Annotated in this window: 12 protein-coding genes; 11 read left to right on the top strand and 1 reads right to left on the bottom strand. The window is 43.4% G+C overall.

Features of this window, described 5'->3' with window-relative positions; genetic code table 11:
* Positions 1 to 27: 27 nt before the first annotated feature.
* The 8 genes from EO126_RS03845 to EO126_RS03810 all read left to right on the top strand — a co-directional run bounded on the left by EO126_RS03845 (position 28) and on the right by EO126_RS03810 (position 13,765).
* Positions 28 to 2,319, top strand: coding sequence for a U32 family peptidase (locus EO126_RS03845; RefSeq protein ID WP_127007680.1), 2,292 nt, complete (start codon positions 28 to 30; stop codon positions 2,317 to 2,319).
* 132 nt (positions 2,320 to 2,451) lie between these two features.
* Complete coding sequence (locus tag EO126_RS03840; protein ID WP_127007678.1) at positions 2,452 to 4,827, top strand: endonuclease MutS2; 2,376 nt, start codon at positions 2,452 to 2,454, stop codon at positions 4,825 to 4,827.
* Between the two features lie 80 nt (positions 4,828 to 4,907).
* Positions 4,908 to 7,043 (top strand): transglycosylase domain-containing protein, encoded by a 2,136-nt coding sequence (locus EO126_RS03835; RefSeq protein WP_127007676.1) that lies wholly within the window; start codon positions 4,908 to 4,910, stop codon positions 7,041 to 7,043.
* 46 nt (positions 7,044 to 7,089) lie between these two features.
* Entirely contained in the window at positions 7,090 to 8,298 is a 1,209-nt protein-coding gene (gene tyrS / locus EO126_RS03830) for a tyrosine--tRNA ligase (protein ID WP_006556538.1), read from the top strand.
* Between the two features lie 338 nt (positions 8,299 to 8,636).
* Entirely contained in the window at positions 8,637 to 11,021 is a 2,385-nt protein-coding gene (gene ppsA / locus EO126_RS03825; protein ID WP_006556539.1) for a phosphoenolpyruvate synthase, read from the top strand.
* A gap of 69 nt (positions 11,022 to 11,090) precedes the next feature.
* Positions 11,091 to 11,720 carry a CBS domain-containing protein gene (locus EO126_RS03820; protein WP_006556540.1) on the top strand — a complete coding sequence of 210 codons (630 nt, stop codon included), beginning with the start codon at positions 11,091 to 11,093 and terminating at the stop codon, positions 11,718 to 11,720.
* A gap of 127 nt (positions 11,721 to 11,847) precedes the next feature.
* A complete protein-coding gene (locus EO126_RS03815) occupies positions 11,848 to 12,675 on the top strand; it encodes a pyruvate, water dikinase regulatory protein (RefSeq protein ID WP_006556541.1) in 828 nt (275 codons plus the stop codon).
* Between the two features lie 82 nt (positions 12,676 to 12,757).
* The gene (locus EO126_RS03810) at positions 12,758 to 13,765 is read left to right on the top strand and encodes a deoxyguanosinetriphosphate triphosphohydrolase (protein ID WP_006556542.1); all 1,008 of its coding nucleotides are present in this window, start codon (positions 12,758 to 12,760) and stop codon (positions 13,763 to 13,765) included.
* 387 nt (positions 13,766 to 14,152) lie between these two features.
* Here EO126_RS03810 and rpmB read toward each other — a convergent pair whose 3' ends face one another.
* Positions 14,153 to 14,341 carry a 50S ribosomal protein L28 gene (rpmB, locus tag EO126_RS03805; RefSeq protein WP_006556543.1) on the bottom strand — a complete coding sequence of 63 codons (189 nt, stop codon included), beginning with the start codon at positions 14,339 to 14,341 and terminating at the stop codon, positions 14,153 to 14,155.
* A 343-nt stretch (positions 14,342 to 14,684) separates the two neighbouring features.
* Here rpmB and recG point away from each other — a divergent pair, with 343 nt between their 5' ends.
* The 3 genes from recG (at position 14,685) to guaB (ending at position 18,721) form a co-directional block, all read left to right on the top strand.
* Entirely contained in the window at positions 14,685 to 16,730 is a 2,046-nt protein-coding gene (gene recG / locus EO126_RS03800; RefSeq protein ID WP_006556544.1) for an ATP-dependent DNA helicase RecG, read from the top strand.
* A 185-nt stretch (positions 16,731 to 16,915) separates the two neighbouring features.
* Positions 16,916 to 17,101 (top strand): 4-oxalocrotonate tautomerase, encoded by a 186-nt coding sequence (locus EO126_RS03795; RefSeq protein ID WP_006556545.1) that lies wholly within the window; start codon positions 16,916 to 16,918, stop codon positions 17,099 to 17,101.
* 165 nt (positions 17,102 to 17,266) lie between these two features.
* A complete protein-coding gene (gene guaB, locus EO126_RS03790) occupies positions 17,267 to 18,721 on the top strand; it encodes an IMP dehydrogenase (RefSeq protein ID WP_006556546.1) in 1,455 nt (484 codons plus the stop codon).
* Positions 18,722 to 18,732: the final 11 nt, after the last annotated feature.

Genomic DNA, 18,732 nt, shown 5'->3' with positions numbered 1-18,732 from the left:
GGCGATGAGTGTCCTTAAGGAGGGCGTATGGAATTATTGGCACCGGCAGGCACGTCGGAAAATTTTTTAGCAGCTTTAGAAGCCGGAGCTGATGCGATTTATTTAGGCGGCAAGGCTTTTAATGCGAGAGCGAATGCAGACAATTTTGATATTGAAGAATTAGCTGAAGCGGTTCGCTTGGCTCATTTGTTGGATGTATCCGTTTTTGTAACGGTAAATATATTGATCGGCGATGCCGAATTGAAGGATTTAAAAGAATATTTGCGTGAGTTGGAGCGAATCAATGTAGATGCCATTATCGTACAGGATTTGGCGGTGGCCGAATTGGCGAAACGAGTGGCACCGAAGCTCCATTTGCACGCCAGCACGCAGTTGACGGCCACCAATATGGGAACTGTGCGTTTCTTGGAACGCATGGGCTTTTCACGGGTTGTATTGGCACGTGAAATGAGTCTTGATGAGATTAAGACAATTTGCCGTGAAGCCAAAGCCGAAATTGAAGTGTTTGTTCACGGTGCACTTTGTGTATGTTACTCCGGACAATGCCTCATGAGCAGTTTTATCGGCGGTCGCAGCGGTAATCGGGGTGCTTGTGCCCAGCCGTGTCGTTTGCCGTATGAACTCATTAACGGCGAGGGTAAGGTTATAAATGCTGAAGACGAAGCATATATTATGAGTCCGAAGGACCTTAATTACAGTGAACACATGGCTGAACTCATGGAAGCAGGCGTGGCCTCTTTTAAAGTGGAAGGGCGCATGAAAAAAGCGTCCTACGTAAAAGAAGTTATCGGCACCTATCGGCAAATTATCGATAGAGCCGGCCAAACTATTGAGGAAGACCAAGAACATTTGGCGGCCGGTTTTAACCGCGGTTTTTCTACGGCCTATTTGGAAAATCGTTCTAGTCGTGAAATGATTACGGCCGTGGCGCCAGGTAATCGCGGTAAGCGTATCGGACCTTCTGATGACGGCCCGAAGAAGACGGATTGGCAGAATTTACAGGAATTCTCCCGTAAATATGATGTGCATGCCTATTTGGATGGTCAGGAAGGGGCGGCACCGACTTTGACACTCTTGATGGATGATGGTACTACCGTTACTGTCAGCGGTGATTATGTGGTGCAACGAGCTCATAAGACACCGACGAGTCATGAAAAAGTGTGGGAACAATTAGGCCGTTTGGGTACCACCGTTTTCCGTTTGGCGTCTGTTTATATGCCGGAAGAACCGTTTATGTGGCCATCCAGTGTGCTTAACCAGATTCGACGCGACGGCATTGCCCGCTTAGAAGATATATTATTGGAAAAACATGCCAAGGCCATGGCTACCGTATTAAGTCGTATTGAAGGTGCCATTGCCGATGAGATTAAGGATAGACCAAGTTATAAGAGTATGATGACGGATGATGCTGAGACAGCCGGTAAGGCTATCGCTCAGCGTACCGGGAATCAGCCGGCCGTACCTCTCGTGTCGGTGCAGCTTGATGAAGAGTGGCAGGTAATAGCAGCTATTGAAGCAGGTGCTCAGAAGATTATTTTCGGCGGCGATCGTTTACAGCGTAAACCGTATGATTTGTCTATATATAATCGTGTAGTTGAGCTTTGCCATGCTCATAAGGTGCCTTGTGTTTTATTAACGCCGCGTATTGTGCGCGAGAGTGAGTTTGAAGCGTATCGTCCTACCTTGGAAGCTATAATCGCCGCTAAGCCGGATGCCATCAGCATTCACTTTTTAGGTGCTTTGGAATGGCTCCAAATGTTGGGCTATAAAGGTGCCGTAGAAGGTGACAGCAGCTTACAGCTTTTCAATAAAGAAGCGGTTCGTCAAGTAACGGACTTGGGACTCAGCAGTGTGGTTGTGTCCCAAGAGGCGACGTTGCATCAAATTAGTGGGATTATTCGTCATAGTCAAATTCCGGTGGAATGTGTGGTCCATGGTCTTACGGAACTTATGATTTCCGAATACTGTGTTATCAGCAGTTTTGCCGGCACAGGCTGTAAAACGAATTGCCCGGCACCATGTCTTAAGGATTCTTATCGTTTACGTGATCGTATGGGCGAGGAGTTTCCGCTTCGCACGGATCCGTATTGCCGCATGCATATTATGAACAGTCGTATGCTGGATATGCGGGCGTATATTCCTGATTTGGTGAAACGGGGGATTGCCGTTTTACGTATTGACGGTCGTCAGCAATCAAAGGAATGGCTTCGTGATACGATTGAAGCGTATCGCGGTATTTTGGCACATACTTCGCCGGTACCGCCTAAGAATGAATCTTTGCCGATTACGCGAGGTCATTATTTTAAAGGAATTTTTTGACAGATGTCGACTAAGTTTTCAAAAGTCGGATTTTGAATTGTTTTTAAATGTCAGCTTAGAAAAGTTTTAGCGAGATTTAGAATTTAAATAGTAGTAAAGAGAGATTTTGACATAGGAGGGATTGTATTACCTATGAACAGTGAAAAACTGTTGGATTTTGATGTGATTCGAGAACGTTTGGCCGCTGAATGCAGCTCTAAAGTGGCCAAGGAAATGGCTATGGAGTTGGAAACGCTAACAGATCCTATCGCCATTAAAACGGCTCTCGATGAAACGGTGGAGGCGGTTAATTCGCTCCATACGGAAATCGAACAACCGATTGGCGGCACCCGCGATATTCGCGATGCTTGTGCCAAAAGTCGTAAAGAAATTATTTTAACGCATGAAGAATTATGGGATTTATATACCACTTTAAGTGCGTATAAGCGGATGTACACGTTTTTTTACAATAAATATGCACATTATCCGCTATTATCATTGTGGATTCAGGATATGCCGCGTCATGACGGTTTAGAACGTAAGTTTGAACGCGTTTTTGACAAAAAAGGCAATCTCATGGATTCTGCATCGCCTAAATTACAGCATTTGCGCTCTAGCATCGTGCGTACGAAGGAGCGCATTAAGTCGGATTTGCAGGCGATTATGCATGATCCCAACAACCAAAAGTATTTTCAGGAAGCTATTGTTACACAGCGTAATAATCGCTACGTAATTCCGGTTAAACAGGAATATCGCTATGCTTTTGAAGGTTTGATTCATGACCGTTCATCTACAGGGGCCACTTTATATATTGAACCGATGCGGCTTGTAAATTTGAATAATGATTTGCAAGAAGCGGAGTTGGCTGAAGAAGAAGAAGTACGCCGTATTTACCGAGAGTTATCCTTGGCGGTTCGCAAAGACAGTAACACCTTGATGGATGCTTGTGATCGAGTATCTCACGTGGAATTTGTATACGGTAAAGCTAATTTGGCTATTAAGATGAAAGCTGTTCCTGCAGAGCTTAGCGGCACACGGGAAGTAAAACTTTTAAATGCCCGTCATCCGCTGATTCCCGTTAATGTGGTAGTACCGACGACTATTACATTGGGGACGAATTATCGAATTTTGCTTATCACCGGTTCCAATACGGGTGGTAAAACGGTAGCCATGAAGACATTGGGGCTCTTGAGCCTTATGAATCAGGCCGGATTATTTATCCCTGTCGATACAGGCTCTATTTTACCTGTTTTTAACAATATTTATGCCGATATCGGCGATGAGCAGAGCATTGAAGCAAGCTTAAGTACTTTCTCGGCTCACATGACGCAGGTCGTAAAAATCTTGAAAGTGGCCGGTGCCAAAGATTTGGTTCTCCTCGATGAATTGGGCTCGGGGACCGATCCGGAAGAAGGGAGCGCTCTTGCTGTAGCTTTACTTGAATACTTCCGCAAACGGGGACCTCTCATGATGGTAAGTACTCACTACAATGAATTGAAGCGATATGCATACCATACGGATGGTATTGAAAACGGCCACGTAGAGTTTGATGAACGCACTTTGAGGCCGACTTATCGGCTTCATATCGGGGTGGCCGGCAGCAGTCATGCCTTGAGTATTGCCGCCCGTCTCGGTGTGCCGCGTGAAGTTATCGACTATGCTAAACAAGCTCACGAAGGCTCGGCAAATCGTGATATGGAAACGGTGCTCAGTGATTTGAACGAACAGCTTCGTAAGAATCAGGAGCGGGAACGAATTCTTAAGAAGGAATTGGACGAAGCTCGCCGTATGCGCACGCAGGCGGAACGTGAGAAGAAACAACTCAATGAACGTCGCAAGCAGATTTTGGCAAAAGCTCAAAACGAAGCGCAACAGCTTAAACAGTCCATTCGCGTAGAAGGCGAACAAATCATTAAAGAATTGAAATCGCAGTTCTCCGAAGCGGATAAAGATAAGCGTCAAAATGCCATTACGAAAGCTCGAAAAGATATATCCGGTGTTAATGTGCCCGAATTGGAACGCGATGAACGAACTCCTGTTAATGTAAAAGAATTAAAAGAAGGTCAGACCGTATTTGTGGTATCACTCAATGCGGTCGGTACGGTTACGGCCGTGCAGGGGAAACGAATTCAGGTAGCGGTAAACGGCTTGACCGCCAATGTGAAAGCAGCCGATTTGGCTGTGGCCAGTCGTGAGGAAACCAATAACTTGCGCCGTAAGGAAACGGCCGTTCAGCCGAAGCCGCGCAAACGTGCCGGCGGTTCCGCTGTGGAACGTCAGAAACATGCTACAACAGAGCTCAATGTTATCGGTCAGACCGTGGATGAAGCCAATCAAAATGTGAGTCACTTCATTGATCAGGCTTTAATGGCCGGAATTTCGCCGGTACGCATTGTACATGGCAAAGGAACCGGTGCTTTAAGAGCCGGTATTCATCAATATTTGAAAACATTGCCGCATATCAGCCGTTACGAAATTGCCGGTTATGATGAAGGCGGTGCCGGTGCTACGCTCGTGTATTTGAAGTAGCACGCTTTACTGATACCATATATAGCATAGGTATGCTATAATAAGCTATATGACTTATTATTCGTAATGAGAGGTGTCGTATGAGTTTACAAGGTTCGTCTCAAAATGGGCGACAGACAAGACGTAGAACGACGGCGACTAAAACGCCCAAACCGCCAAAGAAGAAATCACCATTGCGTCGATTTTTATGGATTGTGGGTATTTTAGTTTTCTTGATAGTAGCCGGAGCCGGTTGCGGCTTCATCGGTGCCACTATGTCCGATTTACCGGATGTGGCCAATGTTAAACCGGCTGCGTCGTCACAGATCTACGATGTGCACGGTAATTTGATTACCACAGTGCATGCCACTGAAAATAGGTTGCCCGTGAAATTATCTCAGGTACCGAAAGATTTACAAAATGCGTTTATTGCGACTGAAGATAATCGTTTCTATAGTCATCATGGGGTTGACCCTATCGGTATTTTGCGTGCTATTTGGGTAAATATTGCTCATGACGGCGTGGCCGAAGGCGGTAGTACGATTACGCAGCAGTTGGCTCGTAATGCGTTTTTGACACAAGACCGTACGTTAAAACGTAAAATTATGGAAGCATTGTTGGCTATTCGTATTGAACAGTACTATACGAAACAAGAAATTTTGGAAATGTATTTGAATCAGATATATTTCGGTCAAGGTGCGTATGGTGTACAGGCCGCTGCACATGTATATTTTGGCAAAAACGTACAGGATTTGGATTTGGCACAATCGGCTATGCTGGCCGGTTTACCGCAAAGTCCTAACTATTATTCACCGCTTACCAACTATAAAGCTGGCAAAGCTCGTCAGGCTGTCGTTTTGGGGCAGATGGTTAAGTATGATTATATTGACCAAGCTACGGCTGATAAGGCGAAAGATGCAGATTTGGGCTTGCGTGAAAAAGCCGAAGCCGCACATAGCGATAATAATGCATCGTACTTTATTGATTATGTTATTTCTGAAATTGCCGAAAAATACGGTGATGATGCCATTTATAAAGATGGTTTGAAGATTTACACAACAATTGATATGAAGGCACAGGATGCCGCTGTTAAAGCAATGCGTGATTTGCCTAACTTCTATACGGATGATAAAGGCTTAACGCAACCGCAAGGGGCGCTTGTAGCTATTAATCCGCACAATGGTTATATTGTAGCCATGGTAGGCGGTCGCGGTGATGATTCCTTTAACCGTGCCGCATTGGCTGAACGTCAACCGGGTTCTGCTTTCAAACCGTTCGTTTATTTGGCAGCTATCCAAGACGGTATGACACCGGGAACGGTTATGGATGATAAGAAAATCGAATTTAACGGTTGGAGTCCTAAGAACTATGAAGGTACTTATTCCGGTCAAATGACATTGCGTTATGCGTTGCAGCATTCGGTTAATACGATCGCTGTACAGTTGGCCGATAAAGTGGGCATGCGTAAAGTTCTTGATTTAGCAACTAACTTGGGTATTTCCACACTCGATAAATCCAAGGATAATAACTTGGCGGCTGCCTTGGGCGGTTTAACGTCAGGTGTTAAACCGATTGATATGGCTGTGGCTTACGGTACATTGGCTAATGGCGGGGTTAAAGTTAAACCGGTAGCCATTACGAAGATTGTGGATCGCAACGGTCAAGTGGTGGAAGAAAACAGCACAGAAGAACAACGTGTAGTTGATGCCAAGGATGCGTATGTAATTACGAACATGCTTGAATCGGTTGTGTCCGGCGGTACCGGCGGCGGTGCGGCTATCGGACGCCCGGCTGCAGGTAAAACAGGGACTACCGATGAATCGAAAGATGCCTGGTTCGTAGGTTATACGCCTGATTTGGTAGCAGCTGTATGGATGGGTGATGACTATGGTGTGGAAACACTGGATGGTATTACCGGTGGTACAGTTCCGGCTGCTATATGGCGTGACTTTATGTCCGGCGCGTTAAATGCCGTGGAAATTCCGGCCAGCGACTTTACAGTTCCTCCGGGAGCTGCCGCAATAGCTAACCAAGGTTATGCAGCACCGGCACCAAAGGCTGATCCTAAAGATAAAAACAAAGATAAGGATAAGCAGGATAACAAGGATAAGGACGGTAGTCAGGTGGAAAGCAATGATAACTCCTCTGATAACAGCTCCGATTCAGGCAGTAAACCGGCGGGATCGAGCAAAGGCGGTTCCGGTGGCGGTTCATCCAGGTCCGGTAAAAGTGAATAATTAAGAATAAACATAATATATAAAGACAGTTCGAGGAGGAAGATTGATGAAGACATTGGAAGAACAATTGCGTCTGATTAAACACGGCGTGGAGAATTTACTTCCTGAAGAAGATTTTAAGAAGAAGTTGGCAAAATCCATTGCTGAAAATAAACCGTTAACGATTAAATTGGGCCTTGACCCGACAGCACCTGATATTCATTTAGGCCATACGGTTGTATTGCGCAAATTAAAAACCTTCCAAGATTTAGGTCATCAAATCGTAATTTTAATTGGTGATTTTACAGCTCGCATCGGTGACCCTACCGGTAAAAGTGCTACCCGCCCGCCATTGGATGAAGCGGCGGTAGCACACAATGCGGCTACGTATAAAGAACAGATTTTCAAAGTACTTGATGAATCCAAAACTAAAGTTGTGTACAACAGCGAATGGCTCAGCAAATTATCTTTTGAAGATGTGTTAAAACTGGCGGCCAAATATACGGTAGCCCGTATGTTGGAACGCGATGACTTCCAAAAACGTTATAGCGAAGGTCGTGCCATCGGCGTTCACGAATTCATGTATCCGTTGATGCAGGGCTATGATTCCGTTGCGTTGCACGCTGATATTGAATTCGGCGGTACCGATCAGACATTCAACTTGTTGATGGGTCGTCATTTACAGGAAGAATACGGTCAAGAACCACAAACCATCATTACCATGCCAATTTTGGAAGGTCTTGACGGTGTTCAAAAGATGAGTAAATCTTTGGGCAACTACATCGGTATCAGCGAACCGGCTACCGAAATGTACGGTAAAGCTATGTCGATTCCGGATGAGCTCATGATGCGTTACTTCATGCTCGTTACGGATATGTCCATCGAAGAACAGGAAGAATTGGCGGCTGCTTTAGAAAACGGTACGGCTCATCCGCGCGATACCAAAATGAAATTGGCTCACACCATCGTACGCTTGTACCATGGTGAAGAAGCAGCCAATGAAGCACAGGAACAATTTATCCGCGTATTCCAGAAACATGATTTACCGACAGATATTCCCGAATATGCTATAGCAAAACCGACTGAACCGGTATATGTACCACAGTTATTGACTGATGCAGGTCTTACCGCCAGCAACAGTGAAGCTCGTCGTTCCATTAAAGCCGGAGCTTTTAAAATCAACGGTGAAAAATGTTCCGATGAAAATATCGAATTGTCTGAAGATATGGTGCTTCAGGTAGGTAAACGTAAATTTATCAAAATTAAATTTAACTAAGCTCATAAACAGTAATAGTGATTTCTCAGAAGCAGCATCAAGTATGGATTTAATGTGTTACACTGTATGTATTATATAAATGTGTTGCACTAATTACTTGTGAATGAAGAAAAGTAAATCGACTATTACAAATAGGCAAAATAAAGGGCAACTCTTAGATAGAATATGCATTCTCAAAGGGTTGCTCTTTTGTTTTGCCTATTTCTTTTATATGATATACTACTGATTAAATATTCTATATAGTGCATCAGATACTTAAAAAATGATTGACATATATTTAAATGTGTTGTACTATTTAACTAGTTGATGTATTTCTTTTATTCAGGAGGTTTCATATAATGAATCGTGAAAATGCATATGTACTTTGGTTTGACGAATTGAAACGTGAAGATGTGGCGTTAGTAGGCGGTAAATCATCGTCTTTAGGGGAAATGACGTCCTCTACCAATGTGCCGGTACCGTATGGTTTTGCTACAACGGCTCATGGCTATCGGTTCTTTATGGAGCAGACCGGTTTAGAAGAAAAAATCAAAGCAGAACTTGATAAATTAGATGATGTTGAAAATTCTGCTTTACTTCGTGAAATTTGTGCCAATATCCGTAAATTAATTTGTGATGCTGAAATGCCGCAAGAATTAGCTGATGCTATTGAAAAAGCTTATGCGGAATTGGGCGAAAAAGTAAAAGAAGAAAATCCGTTTGTTGCGGTTCGTTCCAGTGCGACAGCCGAAGATTTACCGGATGCCAGCTTTGCCGGTCAGCAAGATACTTACCTTAATGTTCGCGGTGCGGATACTATCATTCAGAAAGTAAAAGAATGTTACGCCTCCACGTTTACCGATCGTGCTACTTACTATCGTGTAAAACAGGGTTTTGACCACATGACGGTTGCTTTAAGTGCGGCTGTTCAAATGATGGTATTCTCCAAAGCAGCCGGCGTTATGTTTACTGTTGATTTGGTAACCGGTAACGATGAAAGCATCTTGATTGAAGGTTCTTGGGGCCTTGGTGAATATGTAGTTCAAGGAACGGTAACTCCGGATAACTTTACGGTAAGCAAAAAAGATATGAAAATTGTTAACCGTATGATTAATGATAAAAACATTGCGCTAGTTCGTAATCCTGACGGCGATTGCGCCGAAATCGTAATTCCTGAAGACCAGGCGAGAACACAGGTTATTACGGATGAACAAGTGTTGGAATTGGCTTCGTATGCTAAAGCTATTGAAAAACACTACGGTTGCTATATGGATATGGAATGGGGCGTAGACGAACGCGACAACAAGATTTGGATTTTGCAAGCCCGTCCGGAAACTGTATGGTCTCGTAAAAATAAAGAAGTGAAACCGGTTGAATCGGCATCTCAGGCTCCGACTACAACAACTCGTGAAATCGTAGTTAAAGGTTTACCTGCAAGTCCGGGTAAAGCGGCCGGTAAAGCACATGTAATTCTTGATCCTGCCGATATTGACAGCTTTAAAGAAGGCGAAATCCTTGTAACGACTATGACCGCACCTGACTGGGTTCCGGCTATGAAAAAAGCGAAAGCCATTGTTACCGATGCGGGCGGTATGACTTGCCATGCATCCATCGTAAGCCGTGAATTGGGTATTCCTTGTATCGTTGGTACAAAGAGCCGCAGTGAAGAAGCAACTCATCGTATTCAAGACGGCCAGCTCATTACGGTTGATGCCACTAACGGTATTGTATATGACGGCATGTTGGAAGATGCGGTAAAACCTAAAGAAGAAACAGCCGCACAGGTTGTGAGTGAATATATCCCGGTAACCGGCACCAAAGTTTATATGAACTTGGGTGATCCTGACTTGGCTGAAAAATACGGCGTGCTTCCTTGCGACGGCATCGGCCTTATGCGTGAAGAATTCATCTGGACTACGTTCATTCATGAACATCCGTTACATTTAATCGAAACAGGTCGCAGTCAGTTTGCTATCGATACTTTGGCTGAAGGTATGCGTAAAGTTTGTCAGGCATTGGCACCTCGTCAGGTAGTTCTTCGTTTAAGCGATTTCAAATCCAGCGAATATCGTGATCTTAAGGGCGGCGACAAACATGAACCGCATGAATCCAGTGCTTTACTCGGCTGGCGTGGGGCTTCCCGTTATTATGATCCTAAATATGCGCCTGCCTTCCAATTGGAATTGCAAGCTATTAAAAAAGTACGCGAAGAATACGGTTTCAAAAACTTACAGGTTATGATTCCATTCTGCCGTACGGTACAGGAAGCTGCTGAAGTTACGCACGTTATGGCTGAAAACGGTTTGGCTCGCAGTGTCGATTTCAAAATCTGGCTCATGGCTGAAATTCCTTCCAACATCATCTTGGCTGATCAATTCAATCAATATGTTGACGGTTATTCCATCGGTTCCAATGATTTGACGATGTTAATCCTCGGTTGTGATCGTGATAATGAAACAGTTCAACATATTTATGATGAACGTAATTTGGCTATCCGTCGTGCTATTCATCACTTAATCGAAGTGGCACATCGCGATGGTAAAACGGTGTCTATCTGCGGTCAGGCTCCTAGCGTATATCCTGATTTCTGTGAATTCTTGGTACGCAGCGGTATCGATTCCATTTCGGTAAATCCTGATGCAGTAAAAGCAACTAAAAAAATGGTGGCTCAATTGGAACAACGTATTATGCTGGACGCTGTGACCGGTCGCGGCCGGAATCTTGGCAATGAATTAGAGTGGTAATACTACTGTGTGATACGAACAGGAGGCTACGTGTAGCCTCCTGTTTTTTATAAAAAAGGAGGGGCTGTTTTGCAATTAACTAAACGGCAAGACCAAATTGTACATATTGTAAAAGAAGAAGGCCCGATTACGGGGAAAGCCATTGCCGGTAAATTGGATTTGACCAGATCTGCTTTACGTTCGGATTTAACCGTTTTAACCATGATGGGGCTTCTCGATGCACGTCCTAAAGTTGGTTATTATTACGTAGGGCAACAAGGTGTCAGCCCGATTGCCAATGAAATTCGTCAATTTACGGTAGGGCAGGTCATGGCACAGGCTGTGGCTGTTACGGCAGATACGAATTTGTATGATACTATAGTGACCATGTTTACTGAAGACGTGGGGACTGTTCTTATTTGTGATGACGGTTTTTTATTGGGCCTCGTTTCCCGTAAAGATTTATTACGGGCCGCTATCGGTCAAAATGATCCGAAAACAATGCCAATCTCTATGATTATGACACCGGTGAGTAAGATGATTTCCTGTACCGCTGACGACAGTGTCGTAGAAGCGGCACAGCGCATGATTGATTATGAAGTGGATTGTCTGCCGGTTGTGGAACGAGTTGAAGAAGACAGTCGGCGTCGCTATAAGGTCTTAGGGCGCGTGTCTAAAACGACAGTTACCAAATTATTTTTAGATTGCGGTGTGAAGTAATATTGCACATTGTGAAAAGACATATTAAAATAAAAAGTGAAAAGAAAATTTGATTACTCAATCCGATAAAATCTTTGGGCAATAAATACATTTGCCGTAGTTTTAATACATTTAATTGAGGTGTGGCATGGAGAACAATAAAGTTATTTTTGCAATTTCAGACTCCTTGGGCGAAACAGCCGAAGCCGTAGCACGAGCGTCGGCGAGCCAATTCGACAAGGAGAATATAGATATTATCCGCATTCCTTATATCAGCCAGGAAAGCCAAATTGATGATGTAATTAGTGAGGCAGCGAAGGAACAAAGTATTATTTGTCATACGATTGTGTCGCCTACATTGCGCCAATATTTACATAAAGAAGCACAAAACATGGGCATTGAGGCGGTAGATATTATGGGACCGGTCCTTGATGCGGTAGGGACTGTTGCCGACACGAAACCTCGTTTGACGGCTGGTATGATTCATAAGCTTGACCAGGAATATTTTAAAAAAGTGGAAGCGATTGAATTTGCGGTTAAATATGATGATGGTAAAAACCCGTCCGGTTTTGAAAAAGCCGATATCGTCATTATTGGTGTTTCTCGAACAAGTAAAACGCCACTATCCATGTTTTTAGCCTATAAGAAAATCAAAGCAGCCAATTTGCCGCTGGTACCGGAAGTACCGTTGCCGGAAGAATTGTTTAAAATTCCGCCTAAAAAGGTGGTTGGGCTTGTTATTGATCCATATAAACTGAATAATATCCGAAGTGAACGCTTGCGTACTATGGGCCTTGACGGTGAAGCAAATTATGCCAATATTGCCCGTATTGAAGAAGAATTGGCTTATGCGAAGGCTGTTATGCGCCGTGTTCATTGTCCTGTTCTTGATGTATCCAATAAATCTATTGAAGAAACGGCATCTTTTGTAATGCAAATTATTGAACGCAATAAGCAGCAGGAATCGAATCGGTAATACAATACGGCATTGACGTTTGAATACGTTATGCCGTATTATTGCATTAAATAATAAAATTAATATGGCAACAGGAGGCTATATGACAATCCGAGAAGAAATTGAAGCGAGAGAAGAATTAATTTTATCCCCGTATGCGGCGAAAAGTAAATTTGCCTTGCGAGACCGTGAGGAAGCACCGGACTTTTTACGTACGTCGTTTCAACGTGATCGCGATCGCATTATTCACAGTAAATGTTTTCGTCGTTTGAAGCATAAAACACAGGTGTATATTGCACCGGGGGATCATTATCGTACTCGGATGACGCATACTTTGGAAGTGGGGCAGATTGGGCGTACCATCGCACGTGCCTTGCGTCTTAATGAAGATTTGGTAGAAGCCATTGCTATGGGACACGATGTGGGACATACACCGTTTGGCCATGTCGGTGAGTATGCGTTGCGTGATATGGTTGGCCATTTTAATCATAATGAACAGAGTTTAAGAACCTTGGAAGTTCTTGAAAAAGACGGATTAGGTCTTAACTTAACAAAGGAAGTGCGTGACGGTATTTTGGGACATACGGGAACGCATATTCCATATACTTTAGAAGGGCAGATTATTCGTATTACGGACAGAATTGCCTATTTATGCCACGATTTTGATGATGCACAGCGTGCCGGTATGTTGTCGAGCGATGATTTACCAAAGTCGGTTCGCTCTGTTTTGGGGACAACTCCATCGCAGATGATTACTACCATGGTTATGGATATGGTATGTGAATCTATGGATAAACCGGAGATTAACATGTCGGAAGAAGTTACGGCTGTTATGAATGAGTTTCGCCGTTTTATGTTTGACGCTGTGTACCGGGCACCGTCTTTAATTCCTGATCGTAATCGGGCGGCCCATGTAGTAAAATATTTATTTTTGTACTATTTGGATAATCCGGAATTGCTTCGTCATGAAGTAGTGAGACAGGGCGTATCACCAGATAGAATTATTACGCTGACCGATATTGTAGACTATGTGGCGGGATTGACGGATCAGTTTGCAATAAAGTTGTTTAAGGAGATATATATTCCAAAGATCTGGGATCCGGCCAATTAGATGCGTGATCTAAAAAATGCTTAGTGCAAACTAAAAAATATATCCTAGAATAAGCAAAAAATCTATCCTCTCACAAACTGGCGAGTCAAGCTCGAAAAGTTTGTTCCGAGGATAGATTTTTTTGCTTCCTGTATTCCGCTCTAAGGATATATTTTTTAGTTTTTGGTTCTAAGTACTTTTCGGTGCCAACGCAGTCTAAATTGGCCGGCGGAGAAGATTGGAATATATGTTTCCTTAAAGGGGGGGAAGAGGGGGATGTGTTTTTGGGGGGCGCTCTGAATTAGAAGGGTGAGCAATGTGTGTGTGAAGGTAGATGGAGTGAATATAAAAAAAAGAGGCGGCCCTTTCGGGGCCGCCTCTTTTAGAGTACATGTACCTTCTTATTTTTTACGCGCGTGTAATTTTATCGGAACGAAGGCAGCGAGTGCATACATTTACCTTTTTGGTTTCGCCGTCTACAATTGCTCGTACTCTCTGGATGTTTGGCTTCCAGGTCCTTTTCGTGCGGATGTGAGAGTGACTCACGTTCATACCGCTAGCGGTGGTTTTGCCACATACTTCGCAAAGGTTTGCCATATTTTCCACCTCCAAGCATAATTTACAACATAACATATATATTTTATCACAAGGGGATAGAATAAAGCAAGTAGTAATTTAGGGTAAAATAATTTGCATCAGATACCGGTTTTGGGGCGCATGTTTTCGGGGTTTTATACCGAAGTGACGCCGTTTTTGAAGTAATGAAGACAAGAGTATCAGTGGAATTGTCTTCACCAGAGTCAAAAGACCAAAGCGGTTAAATTGTTTTACTCTGTTTTTACTACTATGTTACACTATATCTTAATTTTAAGATATAATATTATTATAGCACAGTAGGGCAAACTTGTTTTTATAAAATGGTTGGAAGGATCGTATGTGTATGGAAGAATCATTATTGACGATAAAGGGCGTAGGACCGGGGCGTGTGAAACAATTAAATAAACTGGGCATTACGGATGTATCGTCGTTATTGACTTATTTCCCGAGAACATATGAAGACCGCAGTGTAAGTTACCTTATTGGAGCCTTAAAACAAGGCGCGGTCGGTGCTACGGAAGGCACTGTTTTGAATGTTCAAGAAAAAAAGCCACGTCGCGGATTGTCTATTTTAGAGATTTTCATCGGCGATGCGACGGGACGTTTGAAAATTGTTTTATTCAATCAAGGGTATAAGAAGAATTTTTATAAGGTTGGTCAGCGTTTACACGTGTACGGCAAAGTTGAGTTTGCTTATGGTTCTTTGCAGATGAATACGCCTCATATTGAAATGCTTCGTGAGGGGCAGGTGGCGGAGGCCGGTATTGTACCGGTATATCCGCTCGTTGACGGCGTGAGTCAATTTGTTATTCGTCATGCCGTAAGCAATTGGTTTGCAGCTAACGATGCTTTGCCCGAATTATTGCCGCCCGACATAACGAAAGAGCATAATTTTATGACGCGTTATGAAGCCTTTAAAGAGATGCACAATCCGCTCACGGTAGAGCGCTACGGATTGGCTCGCAAACAATTGGCGTATGAAGAATTGTTCATTATGCAAGCGGGATTATTGCTGCTACGTGAACGGGAGCAGGCGGAGATCGGTATTAAAATGCAGCCAGATGGCGATTTGGTACCGGCGTTCTTAAAAGAGTTGCCGTTTGCTTTAACCGGGGATCAGCGAAAAGCATTTAATGAGATTGCCAATGATATGCAAGAGGAACGCCCTATGCGGCGCCTGTTGCAAGGAGATGTAGGCTCCGGTAAAACTGTGGTGGGCGCTTTATCTTTGTTAAAAGCCGTAGAAAACGGGTATCAAGGTGCCTTGATGGCACCAACGGAAATTTTGGCACAGCAGCATTATGAAGGGTTAACGGATTTGATGGCCGGTTTAGGTAGGGTTAAGTTGGCACTTTTGACGGGTTCCACAAAACCGGGCGAACGGCAGATTATTTATGAAGGTTTGGCCGACGGCACTATTGATATTGTTATCGGTACGCATGCTCTTATTCAGGAGCAGGTGGAATTTAAAAAGTTGGCGCTCGTGATTATTGATGAACAGCATCGCTTTGGCGTGGAACAGAGGGCAACGTTACAACGCAAGGGCCATCATCCGCATATGCTCGTTATGACGGCGACACCGATTCCGCGGACTATGACCCTGTCTATTTACGGTGATTTGGAAGTCAGTCTGATTAAGGAGATGCCTCCGGGCCGTAAGCCGGTTTTGACGTATGCGGTTGACTCGTCTTATAAAGAACGACTGCATCGTTTTTTTGAAAAAGAAATGTCAGCCGGCCATCAGGTATATGTGGTGTGTCCGCTCGTTGAAGAGTCTGAAAAACTGGATTTGGTTGCTGCGGAGCAATTATATGAAGAGTTGGCTGAAAAATATCAACGCAAATTCGGTGTAGGTCTTGTTCATGGGCGTATGAGCACGGCCGATAAAGAAGCCATCATGGAGGCCTATTATAAAGGGACGATTAAGCTCTTGGTGTCCACTACAGTTATTGAGGTTGGTGTTAATGTGCCGAATGCAACGATTATGTGCGTAGAAGGGGCCGAACGATTCGGCTTGTCACAATTGCATCAGCTCAGAGGGCGTGTGGGGCGTGGCAGTACGCAATCCTATTGTATTTTGGTGAGTGACAGCCACAGTGAGGACAGTAAGCAACGGCTGGCGGTTATGACAAGTACGCAGGATGGTTTTGTGGTGGCGGAGCAGGATTTATTGCTTCGCGGTTCCGGTCAATTATTCGGTTTAGCTCAATCGGGCTTACCGGATTTACGAATTGCCAATATTCTAAAAGATATTGATTTACTGGTAGCGGCACGTCAGGATGCTAAAATGTGGTTGGCGAAGATAGGCTTTGATGAGGCCGTAAAACTGATGAAACCGGAGTTGTTACGACGTTTTGGTGAAAGTTTTCAGCGAATTCTGTACAGTTAATTAAATGTGATATTTGATTTTGCTTTTCAATTAGCAATTGAAGCTGTGAATTTGAGAAAAACCTGTATTTAAGCATGTACAGAATAGGTCTTTTAAAGTATAATAATATGATAGAAAAGTCTAGTATAGATAAAGTCGTTTCTATATTGTACAAACTCGTTTTACGATGATGGAGGTTGAGAAGAATGCCAATTATTCATGTGGAGCTAGTTGAAGGTCGTACCTTTGAACAGAAGAAACAATTGGGTGAAGCTATTACCAACGCAACGGTAGACATTGTGAAAGTGCCTAAAGAAGCTGTTAAAGTTATCTTCGTGGATATGAAAAAAGATAACTTTATGGAAGCAGGCGTAATGCGCTCTGAGAAATAAGACAAGTATTTAATTATTTTAGAAATTTTTGAAATTTTAGACATTGTTCAATTTCATAATGAAATTTCAGATTGTAAATTAACAATTTTAGAATTTTAGACTTTTTTCAAGTTTTTAAAACATGTCTTGCTAAGGAAACAGAAATTAAGGAGAAAGGACGTTACCATGAGAGAAGATAAGTTTGGTTTACGCGGATTAACATTTGATGACGTATTATTAGTTCCGGCGGCTTCGGATGTGTTACCGCATGAAGTAGATATTACTACAAACCTGACTCGTGATATTAAGCTCAATATTCCAATGATTAGTTCCGGTATGGATACGGTTACGGAATCCCGCATGGCTATTGCCATGGCTCGTGAAGGTGGGATGGGTGTTATTCACAAAAATATGTCCATTGAGGAACAAGCTCATGAGGTGGACAAAGTAAAGCGTTCAGAACATGGTATCATCGTTGATCCGATTTACTTGAGCCCACAGAATTTATTATCTGATGCGGAAGAATTAATGCGCAAATACGCTATTTCCGGCGTACCTATTACCGTAGATGGCAAATTAGTCGGTATCATTACAAATCGTGATATGCGTTTTGAAAATGAATTAAGCAAACCAATCGGTGAAGTAATGACTAAGGAAAACTTGGTAACAGCACCGGTAGGTACTTCTTTGGAAGAAGCCAAAGCCATCTTGCGTCGCCATCGTATTGAAAAATTGCCGTTAGTTGATGACAACGGCTATTTAAAAGGTTTAATTACCATTAAGGATATTGAAAAAGCGACGAAATATCCTAATTCTGCTAAAGACAGCAGCGGTCGTTTGCTTGTAGGCGCAGCCGTTGGCGTAAGCAAGGATTTATATGATCGTATGGAAGCTTTGGTAGCGGCTAAAGCTGACGTAATCATTGTTGATACGGCTCACGGTCATTCTGCCGGCGTATTGCGTACGCTTAAAGAAATCAAGAAAACATTCCCATTTATGCCTGTAATTGCCGGTAACGTAGCAACGGCAGCCGGTACGGAAGCTTTGATTGAAGCCGGTGCTGATGCAGTTAAAGTAGGTATCGGACCTGGTTCCATTTGTACGACTCGTGTTATCGCCGGTATCGGTGTACCACAGATCACAGCTGTTTACGAATGTGCCGCTGTAGGTCGTCGTTATAATATTCCTATCATCGCCGACGGTGGTATTAAATACTCCGGTGATATTGCCAAAGCTATTGCAGCCGGTGGTAATGTTGTTATGATGGGTAATATCTTAGCCGGTACTGATGAAAGTCCGGGCGAAACGGTTATTTACCAAGGCCGTAGCTATAAAGTATACCGCGGTATGGGTAGCTTGGGTGCTATGAAATTGGGTAGTAAAGACCGTTACTTCCAGTCGGAAGCTAAGAAATTAGTTCCGGAAGGCATTGAAGGTCGTGTACCTTACAAAGGTATGTTAGCCGATACTATTTTCCAAATGGTAGGCGGTTTACGTGCCAGCATGGGGTATTGTGGTTGTCATAATATCCAAGAAATGATTAATGATACTCAGTTTATCCAAATTACTGCCGCAGGTCTTAAAGAAAGCCATCCGCATGATGTTAGCATCACGGTAGAAGCTCCTAACTATAGCGGCTGATTATTGAGGTG

Source organism: Veillonella seminalis, assembly GCF_003992065.1.
GTDB classification, from domain to species: domain Bacteria; phylum Bacillota; class Negativicutes; order Veillonellales; family Veillonellaceae; genus Veillonella_A; species Veillonella_A seminalis.
Note: the sequence above shows the minus strand (reverse complement) of the source record. Positions and strands in the feature narration are given on the sequence as shown.

Coding starts and splice junctions, on each gene's coding strand:
- EO126_RS03795 (WP_006556545.1), top strand. CDS start 16,916: ATGCCAATTATTCATGTGGAGCTAGTTGAAGGTCGTACCTTTGAACAG.
- EO126_RS03835 (WP_127007676.1), top strand. CDS start 4,908: ATGAGTTTACAAGGTTCGTCTCAAAATGGGCGACAGACAAGACGTAGA.
- EO126_RS03840 (WP_127007678.1), top strand. CDS start 2,452: ATGAACAGTGAAAAACTGTTGGATTTTGATGTGATTCGAGAACGTTTG.
- ppsA (WP_006556539.1), top strand. CDS start 8,637: ATGAATCGTGAAAATGCATATGTACTTTGGTTTGACGAATTGAAACGT.
- guaB (WP_006556546.1), top strand. CDS start 17,267: ATGAGAGAAGATAAGTTTGGTTTACGCGGATTAACATTTGATGACGTA.
- rpmB (WP_006556543.1), bottom strand. CDS start 14,341: ATGGCAAACCTTTGCGAAGTATGTGGCAAAACCACCGCTAGCGGTATG.
- EO126_RS03845 (WP_127007680.1), top strand. CDS start 28: ATGGAATTATTGGCACCGGCAGGCACGTCGGAAAATTTTTTAGCAGCT.
- recG (WP_006556544.1), top strand. CDS start 14,685: ATGGAAGAATCATTATTGACGATAAAGGGCGTAGGACCGGGGCGTGTG.
- EO126_RS03810 (WP_006556542.1), top strand. CDS start 12,758: ATGACAATCCGAGAAGAAATTGAAGCGAGAGAAGAATTAATTTTATCC.
- EO126_RS03815 (WP_006556541.1), top strand. CDS start 11,848: ATGGAGAACAATAAAGTTATTTTTGCAATTTCAGACTCCTTGGGCGAA.
- tyrS (WP_006556538.1), top strand. CDS start 7,090: ATGAAGACATTGGAAGAACAATTGCGTCTGATTAAACACGGCGTGGAG.